The organism is Nocardia gamkensis NBRC 108242, assembly GCF_001612985.1.
GTDB classification, from domain to species: domain Bacteria; phylum Actinomycetota; class Actinomycetes; order Mycobacteriales; family Mycobacteriaceae; genus Nocardia; species Nocardia gamkensis.
In genome coordinates, this window is record NZ_BDBM01000019.1 from 1 (window position 1) to 19,806 (window position 19,806).

Here is a 19,806-nt window from a genome sequence, read left to right on the forward strand (position 1 = left end):
CGTAGGCGACGGCAGCGTCCACTCCCATCGCCTGGCCTTGCCGGAAGGCGGCGTCGAATCTGCGAGCACCGAGCGCGCCTCGCGTCGTTCGCTCGCATTCCTTGTGAAAGCGCGACATGCTCAGCAAGACGGCGCGCACGCTGCCGCCCGCCAGCCAGTTTCCCTGGGCGGCTCCCAGCAGCACAGCGGCGCGTTCGACGTCGCCCCGGTCGGCGACGGTCCAGGCCAGCGCCTCGATGCCGAACGCGGTGAGCACCGGACTGTTGGACCGCCGATTGATTCGCAACGCCTCCTCCAGCAACCGTTGGGCACGGTCTCGCTCGCCCTGCTGGCGTGCGGCGACGCCCAAGCCGCGCAACGCGGTCGCACGATAGAGCAGTTCGCCTCGGGCTTCGGTAATGGAAAGCACTCGGCGGTAATGCTCGCACGCCCGGGTCATATCGCCGCGCAGTTCGTATGACCATGCGAGGATGGCCAGCGCACTGACGTACAGTTCCCCGGTTGGGTCAGCGCTGAGCAGATCCACCGCCCGTTCGAGGGACGAGGACGCGTCGGCCGCTTCGCCCATGGCGAGTGCGACGATGCCGGTGGCGTAGGCAAGCTGTCCCTCGATGGCGGGGGTGGGGTCCTGGGCGGCGAGTGCTCGTCCCTCCGCCAGGAAAGCGGCGGTGGCCTGGAAATCCCCCTGTGGCGCGGCAACCTCGCAGGCCGCGCGGAGGGCACTGATGCGGTCGGGTATCGATTGCGCGCCGGGGTGGGCGAGGACGCGGTCGATCCAGAATCGGCCTTCCCCGTACAGGCCGCGAAAGCTCCAGAACTCGTGCAGCGCCGAGACGATGCGCAACCCTGCTTCAGCCGCTGCCCGGCTGTTGTCGGTCAGGCAGGATTCGAGCGCTTCGCGCAGGTTGGGTTGTTCACGTTCGAGCCGGGCGATCCAATCGGGCTGCCGGGGGCTGATCCACTCGGCCTCGGCGTTCAGCGCCATGCGTTGGTACCAGTCGCGGTGCCTACGGCGCAGCTCGGTGTCCTCGCCGGACTCCCGCAGTTTCTCCCGGCCGTAGTCTCGCAAAGTCTCGAGCATCCGGATGCGCACCACGGAATGCGATTGCTCCCGGATCAGGATCGATTTGTCCACCAGGGCCGACAGCACATCCAGCGGACTTTGCGCAGCGGCGTCGAGTGCCCCCCTGTCGGGACCGCAGATTTCTTCGGCGGCGTCGAGTTCGAAACTGCCGGCGAACACCGACAGCCGTGCCCACAGCTGCTGTTCGGCGCGGGTGCACAACTCGTAGCTCCAGGCGATACACCACCGCAGCGTTTGCTGCCGTGCGGGGGCGGTACGGCTGCCGCGGGTGAGCAGCGCGTACCGGTCGGTGAGCCGGGCGAGGATCTGCTCCGGCGACATGGTGCGCATCCGCGCAGCGGCCAGCTCGATCGCCAACGGCAACCCGTCCACCTGGGCACAGATTCCGGCGACGGCGGCCTTGTTGCCCTCGTCGAGTTCGAAGTCCGGCACCGCGGCCGCGGCGCGGTCGGCGAACAACGTCACCGCGTCGAAGCGCGGCAACCCCGCCAGGGTGGGCTCCCGTTCCGGGTCCGGCACCAGCAACGGCGCCACCCGCAGCACCGTCTCTCCGGCGATATTCAGCGGTTCCCGGCTGGTGGCCAGGATCCGCAGATCCGGACAAGTCCGCAGCAACGTCTCCGTCAGCCCGGCCACGGCCTCCACCACGTGCTCACAGTTGTCCACCACGAGCAGCGTTTCGCGCGAGGCCAGGAAGTCGGTCAGGACCTCGAGCAGCGGCGCGGCCGACTGGTTCCGTACGCCGAGGGCGGCTGCCATTACGTCGACCAGCAGGGCTGGATCCGACACCTCGGCCAGCTCGACCAGCCACACCCCGTCTGCGAAATCGCGGCGCACCTGCGTCGCCGCGCGTAGCGCCAGCCGTGTCTTGCCGACACCTCCGATGCCGGTCAACGTCACCAGCCGCGAGGCCGACAGCAATTTCTTCAGTTGCGACACTTCGGCGCGCCTGCCGACGAAACTGGTCAGCTCGAGCGGCAGCTCGCCGCTGTGGTCCCGCGCAGCCGCCATCGGCGTACGCCACCCCCGCGACGGTGGCTTCTCGCCCCGACGCCCGAGCATCCCGTCGGGATGCTCGAGATCCGATTCGCCCAGCAATGCCATCTCACCTACCGAGAACCCGCGGCCCTGCTGCACCTGCCGGATGGCCTCACCCAGCGCCGCGGCCGAGGGCCGCTCGTGGCGGTCTCGGCTCATCGCGGCTTCCACGAGCGCCGACACGTCCTCGGGGAGACCCTTCTCCCGTAGGTCCGGCACCGGCTGGGTGGACATCCGGACGAACTGTGCCACCACGTTCTCCCCGCTGTGCCGCTCGAAGGCGGCATGGCCGGTCAGCGCGCAGAACAGCGTGGCGCCGAGCCCGTAGACGTCCGCGGCCGGGGTCGGATCGACGCCTTCCAGCACTTCCGGTGCGGTGAAGGCGGGCGACCCGGTCACAATGCCCGCAGCGGTCTGGAATCCGCCGGCGATATGCGCGATACCGAAATCGGTCAACGCGGGCTCCCCGTACTCGGTGAGCAGGATGTTTCCCGGTTTCACGTCCCGATGCACGATGCCGAGGCGATGCGCGCTGGCCAGTGCACCGGCGATCTTCACCCCGATCGACAACACCCTCTCCAGAGGAAGCGGACCATGCTGTCGTATCCACGCGTCCAGCGAATTCAGCGGGTGATACGGCATCACGAGAAAGGGCTGCCCGCTACCGATCGCACCGGTCTCCAGCACGGTGACGATGTTCGGATGCGCCGTCAACCTGCCCATCGCGCGCTGCTCCCGCGCGAACCGGGCCTGGTTGTCGGCGTCCAGTTCGGCGGACAGCACCTTCACCGCCACCGTCCGGTCCAGCGCGACCTGCCGACAGCGATACACCACACCGAAACCCCCGCGACCGATCTCCACCGCGTTCTCGAAACCAGCCGTGGCCAGCTCCGCCGTGAGAGGCGTTGTCACCTCACGGCGTGTCCGCAGCGGATCGTCATCGGTCATCGCTCGGGCGTGACCCCACCAGCATGTCTCCGACAGCAGGCAACATGCGCGCACCTTTCACCACTGCCCAGCGTATCGCCGAAACCTCAGCGACGGCCCACACCGTCCAAACGGTTACCTACCGTCCATCGCCGACACATCCCGCACTCCGCGCTCGAGGGCACGATCTCCCGCGCGCCGTCCCGCAACCGCCCGGAGATCGGGTCCGGTGCGCGACGTGGTCAGGGTGACCACCATGGCGGTAGCGATGGCCGCGGCGGCGAGTGCGGCGGTGGCGGGCCAGCCGAACCAGCCGACGGCGGCGGCGCCGAACGCGGCGCCGCAGCTGCCGCCGATGAAGTAGACGATCATGTAGGCGCTGTTGAAGCGAGCCGGGGCGGCCGGGTCGATGGCGAGGACCGTGCTCTGGTTGGCTACCTGGGCCGCGAACAGTCCGGCGTCGAAGAGGCCGAGGCAGACGAGGGTTGCGACCGTATTCGACAGGAAGGCGCCCAGAGCCGCCGAGGCGGCGATGGCGAGCACGAGCCCGATCGCGATCACTCGCCGCGCGCCGATGCGGTCGGTCCACGCCCCCGAGACGCGAGTGGCGGCGACACCGAGGAGTCCGGCGAAGGCGTACATGCCGATCCGTTCCGGCGAGTACGAGAACGGCGGCTGGGACAGCGCGACCGGGAGTCCGGCCCAGATCGTGCAGAAGGCGAAGAACCAAAGGGCGCCGCGACCGGCCGCCAGACGCAGGGCCGGATATCGGCCGTGCAGTCCGGGAAGTCCGCGCACCGTTGCCAGATAACCCACCGTGGCATTCCCCGCTACGGCGGGAAGCGCGAACCGGGCGGTGACCGCGATAGCCGCGCACGCCACCGCGAACGCGAGAAGCGTTCCGCGCCAACCGATCGCATCCGCCAGCCAACCTCCGACGATCCGCCCCGCGAGGATCCCCGCCGAAATGCCCGCCGTGACGACGCCCAGGACAGTGGCCCGCCGTCGTGGTTGCGCGAGACGTCCGGCCACCGAACTCAACTGCGCACCGACCGATGATCCCGCCCCGATCAGGCCGACGACCGGGCCGAGCAGCCAGGCCGAACCGACCACCGCGCTCGCCGCCAGAGCGATGGCCAGGGCACCGAACTGGGCCGACAGCACCACCCGCGGCGAGAACCGGTCGACCAGCGGTACCAGCAGCGCCAGCCCCACCAGATAGCCGAGCGACCCGCACGCCAGAGCGGTGCCCACCGCCGCGAGTGAGGCGTGTAGCGAACCGGCGACTTCCGCGATGGCCGGTTGCAGCGGATAGATGGTCGCGGTGCCGAGCGCGGCCGCCAGCGACATGAACCAAACGACGGGTGTCCGCAGCGCGGTGCCCCGCGTGTCCGGAATCGAATCCGTTTTCATCGCACCGACGCTAGGAGCACCGGGCCCAAGACTCCGGCGGGAAAAGGACGCGATAGTTGCGCTGTTCAGCCGCTTTCGAATTCCGGTCTGGTGAGTTCGGTGCCTACGTGAGCGGTGCACCGGAGTGGGGCTGAGCGGCGCTCATTGGTTTGCCGCTGATTGATGCGCCGGGTGGCGCTGGTCGCGGCGGCGCACCGTACGCAACCCGCAGGCTTGGCCCACGCTCGCGCCTTCGAGCAGGTATTGCAGCCCGATCACCACGAATCCGAACAACCATCGTGCGACCGTCTGCCATATACGCGGACGTCGGCCGTCCTTCCATCGCACTACCCGCATTCCGAACACCAGTTTCGCGAGACTGCCGCGCAACAGGAGTGTGCCGAGTACGTGGTTGGCGAATGACACCGCGAGCACGCACGGAACGAACGCGCCGAGGAATTCCGCGACACCGTCGGAGGCAGGAAAGACACGCTGCGACAATGCCAATCCGACGATCAGCGCTATCAGGGCGTCGGTCGTCGCGGCCAGGGCGAGGCGGTTCTCCCCCGCCTCGTCCGGAACAGCGGCCCGCGGCGCAGACGCCTGGCCGCGTGGTCGGCTTCGGTTGGGACCGGGGCGTGTTGCGTTCACGCGACGTATTGTGGCCCAGCTCGAGGACGCTCCCCAGCGGTGCGGTGCCCGCCGCCCGCGAGATAGCGATGGTGCGGGCTTCGTCCCAGGGACATCGCGGCGGGCGCCGCCTGCCGGTGGTCTATCCCGGGATGACGTATTGCACCTGGACCGAATCGGGAGAGTGGAAGAATTCCTTGGTGGTGACGGACAATTCGATGTGGCCGGGACCTGACGGGATGGTGGCCGAGTTGTACCACGAGCCGACCAATTTGATGGTGGTGTTGCCGCGGGCACCGGTGTCGATGTTGTGCCAGGAGACGTAGGCGGTGGTCGCGCAGGTACCGATGCCTTCGAAGGCGCTGGTGAGATGGAGTCCCGAGGAGGAGTCCTGATCCACGTTCCCGCGGATCGTCCCGTAGCACAAGCCCGCTTCGGTCGCCGTGGTGTAGAGGACCGGGAGATCGACGGCCTCCGCCGAGGCGGTGCCCGCGAAGACGAATGCCGGAGCGCAGGCCACTACGGCGGCTGCGGCGGTTGTGACGAACCTGGTGACCGAGCGCATGAGTTCCCCTCTGCTGTTCGCTGATCGGCATGCCCAGTTGTACTGCGGCTGCACGTCTTATCCGTCGCCGCACCAGAGCCGTTACGCCGCGCGGCGATGTTCAGGACAAGCCCAGGTCCCGGGCCACGATCATCTTCATGACCTCGCTGGTGCCCGCGTAGATTCGCGCCACCCTCGCGTCGGTGTACAACCGGGCGATCGGATACTCCATCATGTACCCGTACCCGCCGAACAATTGCAGGCAGCGGTCCACGACGCGGGCCTGTACCTCCGTGCAGAAGAGCTTGACCCGGGCGGCGTCCGCTCCGGACAAGGCGCCCTCGACCAGGTCGAGCACCGCACGGTCGACCATCGTCTGCGCCGCTTCCACTTCCGCGGACATCGCGGCGAGTTCGAACTTCGTGTTCTGGAACGAGGCCACCGGGGTGCCGAAGGCCTTGCGCTGCTTGGTGTAGTCGACGGTCGCGGTGATCGCCGCCCGTGCCTGCGCGACCGAGCCGACCGCGACGGTGAGCCGTTCCTGTGGCAGATTGTGCCCGAGATAGCCGAACGCCGCGCCCTCGGCGCCGAGCCGGTTGGCGACCGGTACCCGGACGTCGTGGAACGACAGCTCCATGGTGTCCTGCACCTTGCAGCCCATCTTCTCCAGCATGCGGCCGCGGGTGAAGCCCGGCATTCCGTCCTCCACCACCAGCAGGGTGAGCCCCGCGCGGCGGTTGTCCGGGTCGGTGGACGTGCGGGCCACCACGATCACCAGGTCCGCGAGCAGACCGCCGGTGATGAAGGTCTTGGCGCCGTTGAGCACATAGTCGTCGCCGTCGCGCACCGCGCTGGTTCGCATCCCCGCCAGATCCGAGCCCGTGCCCGGCTCGGTCATGGCGATCGCGGTGAGCAGCTGCCCCGACGCCAGCCCGGGAAACCATCGCCGCCGTTGCGCGGCGTCGGCGTACTCCAGGAAGTACGGCAGGATGACGTCGAGCTGGGTGCGCACGGTGCCGAGGGTGACCAAGGCCCGGCCCGCCTCTTCTTGCAGGATCACGTTGTAGCGGTAGTCGCGAATGCCCGCTCCCCCGTATTCCTCGGGTACCGCGAAGCCGAGCAGCCCGAGTTCGCCCATCTCGCTGAAGATCTCGCGCGGCATCCTGCCGTCCTTCTCCCACGCGGAGTAGTCCGGCACGATCCGCTTCTCCACGAAATCCCGGACCAGCTGCCGGAACGCCTCGTGGTCGGCAGTGAACAGCTCTCGTCGCACGGCGGGCCTCCCGTTCAGGACATCAGTTCGACGACGGTGGCGTTGGCGGTGCCGCCGCCCTCGCACATGGTCTGCAAGCCGTAGCGAATGCCGTTGTCGCGCATGTGGTGCAGCATCCGGGTCAGCAGGACGGCGCCGGATCCGCCGAGCGGGTGCCCGAGCGCGATCGCTCCGCCCAGTGGATTCACCAGCGATTCGTCGGCGCCGGTCTCGGCCAGCCAGGCGAGCGGGACAGGCGCGAACGCTTCGTTCACCTCGAAGACGCCGATATCGCCCAGCGCGAGACCGGCTTTGCGCAACACCTTCTCCGTCGCGGGGATCGGGCCGGTGAGCATCAGCACCGGATCGGAGCCGGCTACGGCGCCCGCGCGGTAGCGGGCCAGTGGCGTCAGGCCCAGCTCGCGCGCCTTGCGCGGGGTGGTCACCAGCAGGGCGGCCGCGCCGTCGGAGATCTGTGAGGCGTTGCCCGCGTGGATCACACCGTCGTCCTGGAACGCGGGTTTCAGCCCGGCGAGCTTCGCCGCGGTGGTGCCGCGCCGGATCCCCTCGTCGGCGTCCACCACGCCCGCTTCGGTGCTCACGGGCACGATCTGGTCGGTGAAGGCGCCCGCGTCCTGGGCGGCGGCGGCACGCTCGTGCGAGCGCGCGGAGTACTCGTCGAGCCGGGTGCGGCCGAATCCCCACTTCTTCGCGATCAATTCGGCCGAGATGCCCTGATCGAACGCGAAGCCGTCGTAGCGCGCCAACGCTTTCGGCCCATAGGGAGCACCGGAAGCCTTCGCCGCGTTCAGCGGCACCCGGCTCATCACTTCGACTCCGCCGGCGATCACGATGTCCTGCTGTCCGGAGAGCACGGCTTGCGCCGCGAAATCGAGCGCTTGCTGGCTGGAACCGCAGGCCCGGCTCACCGTGGTGCCCGGAACGCTTTCCGGCCAGCCCGCCGCCAGCACGGCGTAGCGGCCGATGTTGCTGGACTGGTCGCCGACCTGGGAGACGCAGCCCCAGATCACGTCGTCGATCAGCGCCGGATCGAGGGCGCAGCGCTCGGCCAGCGCGGTGAGCACCAGCGCGGACAGGTCGGCCGGGTGCACACCGGACAGTCCTCCGTTACGTTTGCCGACGGCGGTGCGGACCGCCCCGGCGATGACTACCTCACGCATCTCATCTCCCGTTCTCGGAATTACCGGCGGCGCGGATCGGCGGCCGCCGGACGGTCCAGTGGCCGGTGAACCGTGGTTCGCGCCGTTCGGCGAAGGCCGCGAACGCCTCCGGGGCATCGGCGGTGGCGAAGTTCAGTCCCTGCGCCCTGGACTCGGCCGCGAGCGCTTCCCGCAGTGTCGAGCCCGCGCCTTCGTGCAGCAGCGCCTTGGTCTGGGCCAGCGCCACCGGCGGTCCGGCCGCCAGGCGCGCGGCGAGCTCGGTGACGAACCCGTCGATCTCCTCCTGTGCCACCACCCAGGTGACCAGTCCCAGATCGCGAGCCTGTTCGGCGTCGATCGTCTCGGCAAGCAGCGCCAGCCGCTTGGCCTGTTGCAGGCCGATCAGCCGGGGCAGCAGCCAGGAGCCGCCCAGATCCAGCGACAGTCCGCGGCGGGTGAAGATCTGCGCGAACGTCGATTGCGGGGTGGCCACCACGAGATCGCAGCCGAGGGCCAGATTCCAGCCCGCGCCGACCGCGACGCCGGTGACTTTCGCGACGGTGGGCAGGGGAAGTTCGTGCAGCAGGACAGCGACGTCGGTGAGGGCGCGCATCCGGTAGACCGGGTGCGCGTTGTCGGGCGTCGAGATGTCCGCGCCGGAACAGAACGCGCTGCCCGCGCCGGTGAGCACCAGGGCGCGCACCGCGCGGTCGGCCGCGGCAGCGCGCAGCGCGTCGGCCAGCGCCGCCCAGAGTTCGGCATCGATCGCGTTCTTGCGGTACGGCCGGTTCAGCGTCAGTGTGCGCACGCCGTCGCGATCCTCCGAAAGCAGCACGGACTCGCCGGTCATCGGCGTGATCCGATCACTCCGGCGTCCCGCAGCGCTTCGATATCCATTGCGGTGCAACCCAGTTCGGTGAGCACGGCGTCGGTGTGCGCGCCGAGGCCGGGCACCGGGCCCATCGGCGGCTCGAACCCGGCGAGGATCGCGGGCGGCAGCAGCGACGGGATCGGACCCGCGGGGGTCTCGATGCTGCGCCAGCGGTCGCGCTCGGTGAGCTGCGGGTGGTCGAGCACCTCGGTGGGGCGGTGGTAGCAGGAGTTGCCGATCCCGGCGTCGTCGGCGATCTTCTGGATCCGGGCCAGGTCGTGGCGCAGGCACCACGCGGCGATCGCGTCGTCGATCTCGCCGCGGTGGCGCACCCGCCCGGGGTTGGTGCGGAATCGTTCGTCCGCGGCGAGATCCGGCCGTTCCAGGATGTCGGTCGCCAGCCGCCGCCACTCCCGGTCGTTGGTGGTGCCCAGCACCACGGTTCGCCCGTCGGCGGTGGGATACGCGCCGTAGGGCGCCACGGCGGGCGAACTCATCCCGAGCGGCTGCTGATCGACACCGGTGTGCCGCGCGTAGGTCAGGTGATAGCCCATCATCTCGGCCATGGTGTCGAAGAGGCTCACCGAGATCGTGTTGCCGTGAGCCGCGCCCCGACCCCGGCCGCACAGTGCGGCGAGGATCGACAGCGCCGCGTACAAGCCCGTGGTGACGTCGGCGACCGGCGGGCCGGGCTTGGCCGGCGCGTCCGCGGTGCCCGTCACCGCGCAGACGCCGGATTCGGCTTGGACGAGCAGGTCGTAGGCGCGTTTGTGGGACAGCGGACCGCCCGCGCCGAACCCGTCGATCTCCACCGCGATCAGGTCCGGATGTCGCGCGGCCAAGTCCGCGGGCGCGAGGCCGAGGCGGGCGGCGGCGCCTGGCGCGAGGTTGGACACCAGTACGTCGGCTCGGCTCAGCAAGCGGTGCAGCAGGTCCACCCCGGCGGGCGATTTCAGGTCGAGGGTGACCGACTCCTTGCCGCGGTTGACCCAGACGAAGTGGGCGGCCTGACCGAGCACCACATCGTCGTAGTACCGGGCGAAGTCGCCGCCGTCCGGGTGCTCCACCTTGATCACCCGGGCGCCGAAATCGGCCAGACTGCGGGTGCACATCGGCGCGGATACGGCCTGTTCCAAGGCGATCACCGTGACACCGGCGAGTGGTCCCGGCCCGGAGGACCCGCCATCCGGCGCGAGACGCTGCGCGGGGGCGGTCATCAGATCACCGTGCCGCCGTCCACCGGCAGCACCTGGCCGGTGATGAACGAGGCGGCGTCGGAGGCGAGGAAGACGAACGCGCCCGCGACTTCCTCCGGTTCGGCCCAGCGGCGCAACAGGATCCGGTTGAGCATCTGCTCGGAGAACCGATCGTCGGTACGTATGGTGTGCGTCATCGGCGTCGCCGCCAGCGGGGCGAGCGCGTTGATCAGGATGTTCTTGCGCGCCAGTTCCTTCGCCAGCGATTTGGTGATGCCGATGATCGCGGCCTTGGCGGCGGAGTAGTTCACCTGGCCGAGCGTGCCGACGATGCCCGCGGCGGAGGTGACGTTGATGATCCGCCCGGTGCCGTCGGTGGGCAGGAACGGCAACGCCGCCTGCGCGCAGTTGATCGTGCCCAGCGCGTGGATGTCGAACAGCCGCCGCACCGATTCCGCGGTGGTGTCGGCGAACATCGCCGGTGCGGTGACCCCGGCGTTGTTCACGACGATGTGCAGCACGCCGTCGGCGAGTCCGGCGGCCTGCTCGGCGGCCGCAGCGGCGGAGTCCCGGTCGGAGACGTCCAGCGCCCGCCCTGCCGCGGTGCCACCGTTCGCGACGATCTTCTCCGCGACGGCGCGGGCCGCCGCGCCGTCGACGTCGGTGACCAGCACGGCCGCGCCCGCGGTGGCCAGCGCCTGCGCCACCGCGGAGCCGATCCCGCCCGCGGCGCCCGTGACCAGCGCCGAACGCCCGGTGAGATCGAACAGTGTCTGCTGCGCCATCAGTAGCTCCTCGGCAATCCCAGGGCGTGCGAACCCAGGTAGTTCAAGATCATTTCTTGGCTGACGGGGGCGATGCGCATCACGCGCGCCTCCCGGAAGTAGCGGGACACGTGGTATTCCTCGGCGTATCCCATGCCGCCGTGTGTCTGCAGCGCTCGGTCGGCGGCGGTGAATCCGGCGTCGGCGCACAGGTATTTGGCCGTGTTCGCCTCGCGCCCACAGGATTTCCCGTTGTCGTAGCGCCAGGTGGCCTTCCGCAGCATCAGCTCGGCCGCGTCCAGCCGGGCCAGCGAATCGGCCAGGGGGAACTGGATGCCCTGGTTCATGCCGATCGGCCGGTCGAAGACCACGCGTTCCTTCGCGTACCGCACCGCCCGGTCCAACGCGACCCGGCCGAGGCCGAGCGCCTCGGCGGCGATCAGCATGCGTTCGGGATTCAACCCGTCGAGCAGATAGCGGAACCCGGCGCCCTCCTCGCCGACCCGATCCTCCACCGGCACGCGCAGGTCGTCGATGAACAGCTCGTTGGAGGTGACGGCGTTGCGGCCCATCTTGGCGATCGGCCGGATGTCGACGTGCGCGCGGTCGAGGTCGGTGAGGAACAGCGTCATGCCGTCGGTCTTCTTGGCGACCTCGTCATAGGGGGTGGTGCGGGTCAGCAACAGGATCTTCTCCGATTCCTGCGCTTTCGAGATCCACACCTTGCGCCCGTTCACCACGTAGTGGTCGCCGTCGCGGCGGGCGAACGTCGTGATGCGCGGGGTGTCCAGGCCCGCACCGGGTTCGGTCACACCGAAGCACACGTGCAGCTCGCCGGTCGCGATGCGCGGCAGGGTCCGTCGCTTCAACTCCTCGGAACCGTGCACCACCACCGGATGCATGCCGAAGATCGACATGTGGATCGAGCTGGCGGCGTTCATTCCGCCGCCGGAGCGCGACACCTCTTCGGCGAGCAGGGTGGCCTCGGTGATGCCGAGTCCGTGGCCGCCGTACTGCTCGGGGATGGTGATGCCCAGCCAGCCGCCGCCCGCGACGGCGTCGTAGAACTCGGTGGGGAACTCGTGTGCCTGGTCCTTCGCCATCCAGTACTGGTCGTCGAACTTGCGGCACAACTCGGCCACCGATCTCCGGATCAGCTCCTGGTCTTCGGAGAGCTCGAAATTCATGCCCTCGGCGTTCGTGTCACCGGACACTTCCGCACCTCCACTTCCTCGTATCGCGGTCGCTCGCGGTACACGCCGGTGCGGAAGGTCGATCCAGCCCTCCCGCACCGGCGGCACCCGACGGCGACCGCTCGGTACCGCGCGTTCGGCCCTCCGTCTCCCCAGTCGAGGCGGATGACGCGCGAGCCGATCCCCGTCCCCCGGCGCGGCAGTGCACCGAGGCGTTTCCCGTGCCCGGCGAGGTTTCGCCGGGCACGGCGTGCACCGCCTGTCCTCGGCCCCGGTCGGAGCAGGCGTGTCCGTGATGGCCTGCGGGTGTTCGTTCGATCCCGCAGCCGGTGGCTCAGCGCGGCGCCGAGGCCACCCCGTCGTAGCGAATCTCCGCGCCGAGCACCCGATTACCGAGTTCGTCGAGGTCGTAGGACTGGCGCGCCAGCCAAAAGCGCAGGAAATTGGTCAGCGAATAGCGCAGGAACAGCGCCGAACCCACCACGCTCGCCGCCACCCCGCCCAGGGCGAGGGTGATGGCGTCGCGCTGTGCCAGTGCGTCGGTCGTGCCGTGCGACATGAAATACGCCAGCACCGCCACCGCCACACCGGCCACCATGAGCGTGACGCCGGTGCGCAGCCACAGCCCGGAGCGGCCTGCCGCCGGATCGGGGATCTTCAAGTCCTGCAGTTCGCGGACGAAACGCTCCGCGCGAGATTCGGTCATGTGGAACTTCCTAGGTAGAGGGCTGCCAATTCGTTGCGGATTCCGCTGTCGGGGTGTCCCTGCCGCATCACCCGGCCGCGTACCAGGACGGCCGCGTGATCGGCGATGTCCAGCACGGCGGCGGCGAACTGCTCGACCACCAGCACCGCGACACCTTGGCGGGCTATCTCGGCGACCTCGTCGTAGAGCCTGCCGACCACCAGCGGGGCCAGGCCCATGGACAATTCGTCGAGCAGCAGCACGGCGGGATCGGTCGCCAGCCCACGCGCCAGCGCCAGCATCTGCTGTTCGCCGCCGGACATGGTTCCCGCGATCTGACCCGCGCGTTTGCCGAGGATCGGGAACCGGCTGAAGGCGATCTCCTCGATCTCCTCCCTCGACCGTCCGGTGAACGTCATCATCAGCAGGTTGTCGCGCACGGTGAGATTCGGGAACACCCCGCGGCCCTCGGGGATCAGGCAGACGCCCGCGCGGGCCAGCTCGCGCGGGTCCGCTCCGGTGACGTCGCGCCCGCCGAGCGTCAGGCGTCCGGAGGCGACCGGGTGGATGCCCGCGATCACCTTCAGCGCGGTGGTCTTGCCGGCGCCGTTGGGCCCGAGCAGTGCCACCACCTGCCCGGCCGCGACGTCCAGGTCCACGCCGTGCAGCACGGTGATGGCGTCGTAGGCGGCGCGTACCTCGCGCAGGCCGAGGAGTTCGACGGGTCCGGAAGACATTGTGGCCGTCGCTGGTTCGGTTGCACTCTGCACGCTCATATGTCTCCCAGATAGGCCGCGAGCACGGTTTGGTCGGCGCGGATCACCGCGGGTGGCCCGGAGGCGATCACCTTGCCGAGATCCAGCACGAACACCTCGTCGCAGACGTTCATCACCAGGCCCATGTCGTGTTCGACGAGCAGCACCGCGGTGCCGTCGTCGGCCAGCGACCGCAGCAGTTCGCCGAATCGCTCGGTCTCGGTGTGGTCCTGGCCCGCGGCAGGCTCGTCGAGCAGGATCAGGCTGGGCCGCGCCGCGATGGCCCGGCCCACTTCCACCAGGCGGCCGGTGCCGGTCGGCAGCTCGTCGGCGCAGGCGTCGGCGAGTTCGTGCAGGCCGAGCCGGTCGATGATCTCGGTGACGATCCGGGCGGCGTGCCTGCGCTGCGGGCCGAGTTCGGCCGCGACCAGCAGGTTGTCGCGCACGCTCAGCCTGCCGAACAACTCGAGCCGCTGGAAGGTGCGAGCCAGCCCGTGCCGGGCGCGGCGGGACGGGCCGAGCCGGGTGACGTCGGCGCCGTCGATCGCCACCCGTCCCCGGGTCGGTTTGCGCAGTCCGCAGATCACGTCGAACAACGTGCTCTTGCCCGCGCCGTTGGGGCCGATCAGTCCGGTCACCGCGCCGCGTTCGGCGCGCAATCCGGCGCCGTCGAGCGCGCGGTTGCCGCCGAAGACGACGGTGACATCGTCAACTTCCAGTAGCGACGGCACGATCGAGCACCTCCTCGTCGTCGGATGTCCACGGGCGCCGCACGCCCCACCACTCCACCGGGACCTGCGCGGGGTCCGGCGCGGGCCGCGCCCGCACTCCGTGCAAGACGCGCGCCGCCACCACGGCGGCCACCACACCGAAGGTGAATCCCCACCCGTCGACGACGTCGATCAGACGCAGCCCCCACAGTCCCAGGACCAGCAGCGCGAGCAGCGGGGCGACGATCCGGTCGCGCAGCATCGGCAACCATTCGTCGCGCATCGAGGCGATCGCCCCGTCCTTCAGCACGCCGCCACCGAAGGCGATGCCGCCGAGCGCGGGCAGCACCTGCGCCAGATTTTGCAGCCCCGGCCACAGCACGGGGATCACGTTCAGCGGGCCTGCGAAGACAGCGCCGGTGAACAGGCCCGCACCGACAGCACCGAGACCGGCGATGGTGACGATGAGGAAGATCGGCAGTCCGGCGACCAGATTGAACTGTTCGGGCGCGACGGCCCGCACCTGCATGCCGTACAGCGCGCCGCCCAGTCCGGCGATGGCCGCCGCCAGCGCGAAGACAAGCACGCGCGCCGCCAGCAGGCTGCCGCCGAGGGTCGCGTAGGCGGCCTCGCTGTCGCGCAAGGCGATCAGGCGACGCCCGAATCGGCTGCGCCGCAACAGCGCCACCGCCAGGCCCGCCACCGCAAGGCACACCGCGGCGAAGACGGTCACCTCGGCGGTGGTGTCCAGTTCCATGCCGAACAGATCCGGCCCGACCAGCGACACCGAGCCCTGGTCGAACAGCGAGATCCGCACGCCGAGGATCTCGAAGGAGGGCAGCGTGAAGATCCAGCGATCCAGGATGACGGCGAATGCCGCCGTCGCCAGGGCCAGGTACACCCCGGACAGCCGCAGCGCGGGCACCGCGACCACGGCCCCGACCACGCCGGCGATACCCATCGCGGCGGGCAGCGCCCACCACTGGCCCTCCGGTCCCAGATGCGCGTAGGCCACCGCGCCCACACCGGCCAGGCTGAGCTGGCACAGCGAGATCTGGCCCGCGAAACCCAGCAGCGGCACATACGACAGCGCGATCACGCCCCAGGCGAACATCGCGCCGTAGGTGATCAGGTCGGATTCGGTGAGCATGGTCGCCAGCATCAATCCGGCCACGACCACGACCACGGCGAACGCCAGCGAACCGTTGATCGATGGCGATGGCACCGGGCTGAGCTTGCGGTCGCGACCGCGCAACCTGCCGTGCGGGAACATCAGCAGCGCCACGAACAACAGCAGCGCGGGGGCTGCCAGCCGCAGGCCGGGCAGGTACTCGTTCTGCGGCAGGTATCCGGTGAGGTAGCTCTCCAGCAGGCCGACCACCACCGCGCCGGCGAACGTCATCGGCAGATTGCGCAGCCGCCCGAAGATGGCCGCGGTGTAGGCGCTGACGATCAGCAGCGACAGCTGCGCGGCATCCAGCGCCACGGTCGGCGCGATGAGGATGCCGCCGATCGCGGCAAGCTCGATGCCCAGCATCCAGGCGATCCGGTTGGCCCGCCGGGGATCGGCGCCGGTCAGGCCCACCAGCGCGCGGTCGTCCACGGTGGCCCGCATCTCCGCGCCGATCCTGGTGCGGTACAGCAGGATGCGCAGCGCGGCGGCGACCGCGACGGCGACGGCCATGGTCAGCGCCTGATGCCAGGTGATGATGACCGGGCCGAGGTCGATCGACGGCTTGTCGGCGAAGAACCTGGTCAGCGACCGCGACTCGTTGGGGTTCCAGATCCAGCGCGCCAGCACGATGAGCCCGCTGAGCAAGGCGATCGTCATCACGAGTTTCTCGGCGTCACCGAGCCCCTGCGTCGGCGCCAGCGCCTTGCCGAACAGCAAGCCGAACAGCGGCGCGAAGACCAGCAGCACCGCGACGATCGCCATCGGCGCGGGCCGGCCCCAGCCGACGGTGAGCTGCCAGTAGACGAACGCCGAGATCATCCCCGCGGCGCCGTGCGCGAAGTTGAACACGCCGGTCGTGGTGTAGGTGAGCACCAGACCGCTGCCGATCACGGCGTAGATCGCCGCGGTGCTGAGGCCGACGATCCCGAAGGCGATGAACTGCTCCATCAGCGCGAACGCTCCGTCACTTCAGGTCGCTTCGGCTCTTGCCGACATCGGCGAGGGTCAGCGGCTTGCCGAAATCCCGGGTGTACTTGTAAGGGGTGAAGCCGCAGCGGAATACGCCGGTGTTCGGCTTGAAATCCGCGGTCTTCCAGCCGTCGGGCGTGGCCTGCTGGACGTTGAAGCACCGGGTCTGCTCGGCCAGCGGCCGGGACAGATCGACCGGCGCCTGCAAGCCTCCGCCGGTCCACGCGGTCTCCTTGCTCGCGGTGTCGTACACGCACGCGCGGGTGAGGTTGTCACCGCAGCTGGTCGCCGCTTTGGCGAACAGCAACCACGACTGGAAGGCCCGCAGCACCTGGAAGGTGATCGCGCTGCTCGGCGCGTACTGCTCGAACAGGTCTTTCAGCTGCTGCACCGCGGGCACCTGCGCGGCCGCGTCCAGCGGTGCGGTCCCGCTCAGATCGGCATAGTTGTTCTGGGTGGCCAGGGAGCCCTTCGTGACGTCGAGGAACGACTGGTTGTAGGAGTTGGCGTTGGCGTCGATCCAGTCCAGCTCGTAGTTCATGCTGGTGAGCACGTCCTGCAATTTGGCCAGGTAGCGGAACTCCCCGAAGAAGATCAGGCCCTTGACGTTGTTGGCCTTGATCGCCTGCGCGTACGGCGTCCAGTCCGACACGCCCGCGAGCGGATAGAGGTCGTTGTAGACGATCTTCGCGCCGTTCGCGGTCAGTGATTCGGTGAGCTTCTCGCCCATGACCTTGGTGATCGGCGAGTCGCCGTTGATCATCCCGACCGCACCGGCCGAACTCGGGTAGGCCTCCTTGATCAGCCAGTCCTGGAAACCGGTGTACGGGTTGACCGCTTCGGAGGCCGAGGAGCCGCCGCCCACTTGCAAGTCGGACCCGGTGTTCGCGGTCTGGGTCACCTGGGCGGGGAACTCCGGCAGCAGGCACGACAGCCGGTCCTTCACGCCGAGCCCGTCCAGCGCGGCGCTTCCGCCGACGAGGACGAAGTCCTCCCGGCAGGCCTCCAGCATGCGCTGGCGCACCTCCATGAGCTTGGTGTCGCGCAGGTTGGTCACCAGCTTGCGCCCGTTGATGCCACCGGCGGCGTTACACCAGGAGGTGAACACCTTCGCCGCGTCGACCAGGTCGGGATTCTTCGTGAAACCTATGTCGGAGAAGACTCCGACCTCGATCTCGCCGGCCGTTACGCCCTGCGCGGACGCGCTTTTCGCGTTTCCGGGCCGGCAGACGCTGGTCAGGTCTCCGAAGTTGCCGGAGGCGGCCTGGCCCGGACCCTCATCGGTTCCGCGTCCACCGCCCTCGCGGCCACAGCCGGCCACCAAGAGCGCGACCGCCATCGCGGCAACGACCATTCGCTGCGGTTTCACCGTAGTTCCTCCTCCGTGGGCTGCTCCGGCATCCGATCGGTCCGGGCCGTCGCCGGCATCTCGCCCCTCGCTCGTCGATGAGCAGCACGTGCCCCGAGGGCACACTCGCTGTCAGGGAAACTATCTTCTCAGATTCGGATAATCAATATCTGCTCTTTGGAGAGCGAGGTCGTCAACCGTAGCGATCGGGACGCCCAGGCGCTGACCGGCCTCGCTCCGGAAGAGCTGACACGATCGGCGTTGACAGTGGCGCAGCCACATGGAAATCTAATAGTTGAATTTGAGAATGCTATTCTCATTTGGACGAACGGAGGCGCATGTCATCCGGAACGGCTGACGAAAGGCCGGTGGCGACCCGTCATGCGGGATGCGCCCGGTGACAGCCGAGGAACCCCGTCGCCGCTCGGCCGGCACGGCCCACCGGTCACGGCATTCGACACCTCCGGCGCATCGCCGGACCACGAAAGGTAATCCCTTGGCACACTTCACCAAACCCGCTGCCGGGAGCTGGACGCAGAACTATCCCGAGCTGGGTACCGAGCCGGTGGACTACACCGACTCCATCGATCCCGCCTTCTACGAGGACGAGCGTCAGGCGATCTTCCGCAAGAACTGGCTCAACGTGGGCCGGATCAACCGGCTGCCCCGGATCGGCAGCTACTTCACCAAGGAACTGGCCTGCGTCGGCACCTCACTGATCATCGTCAAGGACAACGATGGCGCGGTGCGGGCGTTCCACAACATCTGCCGGCATCGCGGGAACAAGCTCGTCTGGGACGACTACCCCGGCGAGGAAACCGCGGGCACTTGCCGCCAGTTCACCTGCAAGTACCACGCGTGGCGCTACAGCCTCAAAGGCGAGCTCACCTTCGTCCAGCAGGAGAAGGAGTTCTTCGACCTGGACAAGGACAAGTTCGGTCTGAAGCCGGTGCGCTGCGAGGTGTGGGAGGGCTTCATCTTCGTCAACCTCGACGACAACGCCAAGCCGCTCACCGAATACCTGGGTCCGCTGGCCAAGGGTCTCGAGGGGTACCCGTTCGACCGGATGACCGAGGTCTTCAGCTACCGGGCCGAAATCGGCAGCAACTGGAAGCTGTTCATCGACGCGTTCGCCGAGTTCTATCACGCACCCGTGCTGCACCAGAAGCAAGCGGTCAAGGACGAGGCCGACAAGCTCTACGGCGTCGGTTACGAAGCGCTGCACTACGAGATAGCGGCTCCGCACTCGATGATCTCGTCCTGGGGCGGGATGGCACCGCCGAAGGACCCGACGATGGTCAAGCCGATCGAGCGCGAATTGCGCAGCGGCCTGTTCGGCCCGTGGGACCGCCCCGACATCGAGGGCCTGGAGCCGCTGCCGCAGGGCATCAACCCGGCCAAGCATCGCGCCTGGGGCGTCGACGAATTCGAGTTCTTCCCGAATTTCTCCCTGCTGTTCTGGGCGCCGGGCTGGTACCTGACCTACCACTACTGGCCGACCGCGGTGGACCGGCACATCTTCGAGGCGAGCCTGTATTTCGTGCCCGCCACGAATGCCAGGGAGCGGCTGGCCCAGGAACTGGCCGCGGTGACCTTCAAGGAATACGCGCTGCAGGACGCGAACACCCTGGAGGCGACCCAGACCATGATCGCTACCCGTGAGGTCACCGAGTTCCCGCTCAACGACCAGGAGATCCTGCTCCGCCACCTGCACAAGACCGCTCAGAAGATCGTCGAGGAGTACCGCGATGGCCGCGCCCACTGACCAGCCCACCGACCGGGCGCACACCGCGCCGCTGCCCGCCGAGTTCGCCGACCTGGCACCGTTCTCGGACTGGATCCTGGCCACCGAGCCGGAACGCTACGCCAAACGACTGGCATCCTCCATGGACGAGATGCAGCGGTTGTACGACACCGTCTTCCCGCGCCTGCAGCCCGCCATGGATTACATCGACAAGTACGACTGGAACGACCTGCCCGACGAGGTTCGCAACCTGTTCCACCTGTTGCAGTCGCTGGTGATGGTGTCGTTCCCGATCGAAGTGTGGAAGCAGCCGCGAGTGCCGGATTCCGGTGCCGCGTACCTGGATATCGTCCGCGAGCCGGTGGTCTGA

At 68.8% G+C, this 19,806-nt stretch carries 17 protein-coding genes; 2 read left to right on the top strand and 15 right to left on the bottom strand.

What is annotated here, in order from left to right:
- From NG1_RS17050 to NG1_RS17120, 15 genes are all read right to left on the bottom strand, one after another.
- Positions 1-3,070: protein kinase domain-containing protein (locus NG1_RS17050; protein ID WP_062971985.1), on the bottom strand; the 3,070-nt coding region annotated here is incomplete at its 3' end.
- A gap of 114 nt (positions 3,071-3,184) precedes the next feature.
- Entirely contained in the window at positions 3,185-4,462 is a 1,278-nt protein-coding gene (locus tag NG1_RS17055; protein ID WP_062971987.1) for an MFS transporter, read from the bottom strand.
- Positions 4,463-4,603: 141 nt separating this feature from the next.
- On the bottom strand, positions 4,604-5,092 hold the full coding sequence (locus tag NG1_RS37480) for an RDD family protein (protein WP_062971990.1): 489 nt from the start codon (positions 5,090-5,092) through the stop codon (positions 4,604-4,606).
- A gap of 121 nt (positions 5,093-5,213) precedes the next feature.
- Positions 5,214-5,636 (bottom strand): hypothetical protein, encoded by a 423-nt coding sequence (locus NG1_RS37485; RefSeq protein ID WP_062971992.1) that lies wholly within the window; start codon positions 5,634-5,636, stop codon positions 5,214-5,216.
- Positions 5,637-5,736: 100 nt separating this feature from the next.
- Complete coding sequence (locus tag NG1_RS17070) at positions 5,737-6,888, bottom strand: acyl-CoA dehydrogenase family protein (protein ID WP_062971994.1); 1,152 nt, start codon at positions 6,886-6,888, stop codon at positions 5,737-5,739.
- 14 nt (positions 6,889-6,902) lie between these two features.
- Positions 6,903-8,048 carry a thiolase family protein gene (locus tag NG1_RS17075; protein WP_062971995.1) on the bottom strand — a complete coding sequence of 382 codons (1,146 nt, stop codon included), beginning with the start codon at positions 8,046-8,048 and terminating at the stop codon, positions 6,903-6,905.
- A gap of 1 nt (position 8,049) precedes the next feature.
- Complete coding sequence (locus NG1_RS17080) at positions 8,050-8,877, bottom strand: enoyl-CoA hydratase/isomerase family protein (RefSeq protein ID WP_062971996.1); 828 nt, start codon at positions 8,875-8,877, stop codon at positions 8,050-8,052.
- Positions 8,874-10,115, bottom strand: coding sequence for a CaiB/BaiF CoA transferase family protein (locus NG1_RS17085; RefSeq protein WP_062971998.1), 1,242 nt, complete (start codon positions 10,113-10,115; stop codon positions 8,874-8,876). Before NG1_RS17085 ends, NG1_RS17080 begins: the two co-directional genes overlap by 4 nt.
- Positions 10,115-10,879 carry an SDR family NAD(P)-dependent oxidoreductase gene (locus NG1_RS17090; RefSeq protein ID WP_062972000.1) on the bottom strand — a complete coding sequence of 255 codons (765 nt, stop codon included), beginning with the start codon at positions 10,877-10,879 and terminating at the stop codon, positions 10,115-10,117. Before NG1_RS17090 ends, NG1_RS17085 begins: the two co-directional genes overlap by 1 nt.
- On the bottom strand, positions 10,879-12,045 hold the full coding sequence (locus tag NG1_RS17095; protein ID WP_062972201.1) for an acyl-CoA dehydrogenase family protein: 1,167 nt from the start codon (positions 12,043-12,045) through the stop codon (positions 10,879-10,881). Before NG1_RS17095 ends, NG1_RS17090 begins: the two co-directional genes overlap by 1 nt.
- Positions 12,046-12,385: 340 nt before the next feature.
- Complete coding sequence (locus tag NG1_RS17100; RefSeq protein ID WP_062972002.1) at positions 12,386-12,757, bottom strand: hypothetical protein; 372 nt, start codon at positions 12,755-12,757, stop codon at positions 12,386-12,388.
- Positions 12,754-13,473: an ABC transporter ATP-binding protein gene (locus tag NG1_RS17105; protein ID WP_062972004.1), complete on the bottom strand. Its 720-nt coding sequence runs from the start codon at positions 13,471-13,473 to the stop codon at positions 12,754-12,756. The genes NG1_RS17100 and NG1_RS17105 overlap by 4 nt, the downstream gene beginning before the upstream one ends.
- A gap of 35 nt (positions 13,474-13,508) precedes the next feature.
- On the bottom strand, positions 13,509-14,222 hold the full coding sequence (locus NG1_RS17110) for an ABC transporter ATP-binding protein (RefSeq protein WP_062972006.1): 714 nt from the start codon (positions 14,220-14,222) through the stop codon (positions 13,509-13,511).
- Positions 14,200-16,323: a branched-chain amino acid ABC transporter permease gene (locus NG1_RS17115; protein WP_062972010.1), complete on the bottom strand. Its 2,124-nt coding sequence runs from the start codon at positions 16,321-16,323 to the stop codon at positions 14,200-14,202. Before NG1_RS17115 ends, NG1_RS17110 begins: the two co-directional genes overlap by 23 nt.
- 16 nt (positions 16,324-16,339) lie before the next feature.
- Positions 16,340-17,698, bottom strand: coding sequence for an ABC transporter substrate-binding protein (locus NG1_RS17120; protein WP_062972203.1), 1,359 nt, complete (start codon positions 17,696-17,698; stop codon positions 16,340-16,342).
- 490 nt (positions 17,699-18,188) lie between these two features.
- Between NG1_RS17120 and NG1_RS17125 the strand changes: the two genes are divergently transcribed.
- Positions 18,189-19,457 carry an aromatic ring-hydroxylating oxygenase subunit alpha gene (locus tag NG1_RS17125; RefSeq protein WP_062972012.1) on the top strand — a complete coding sequence of 423 codons (1,269 nt, stop codon included), beginning with the start codon at positions 18,189-18,191 and terminating at the stop codon, positions 19,455-19,457.
- Positions 19,441-19,806, top strand: a complete 366-nt coding sequence (locus tag NG1_RS17130) for a hypothetical protein (RefSeq protein WP_051175871.1) — start codon at positions 19,441-19,443, stop codon at positions 19,804-19,806. Before NG1_RS17125 ends, NG1_RS17130 begins: the two co-directional genes overlap by 17 nt.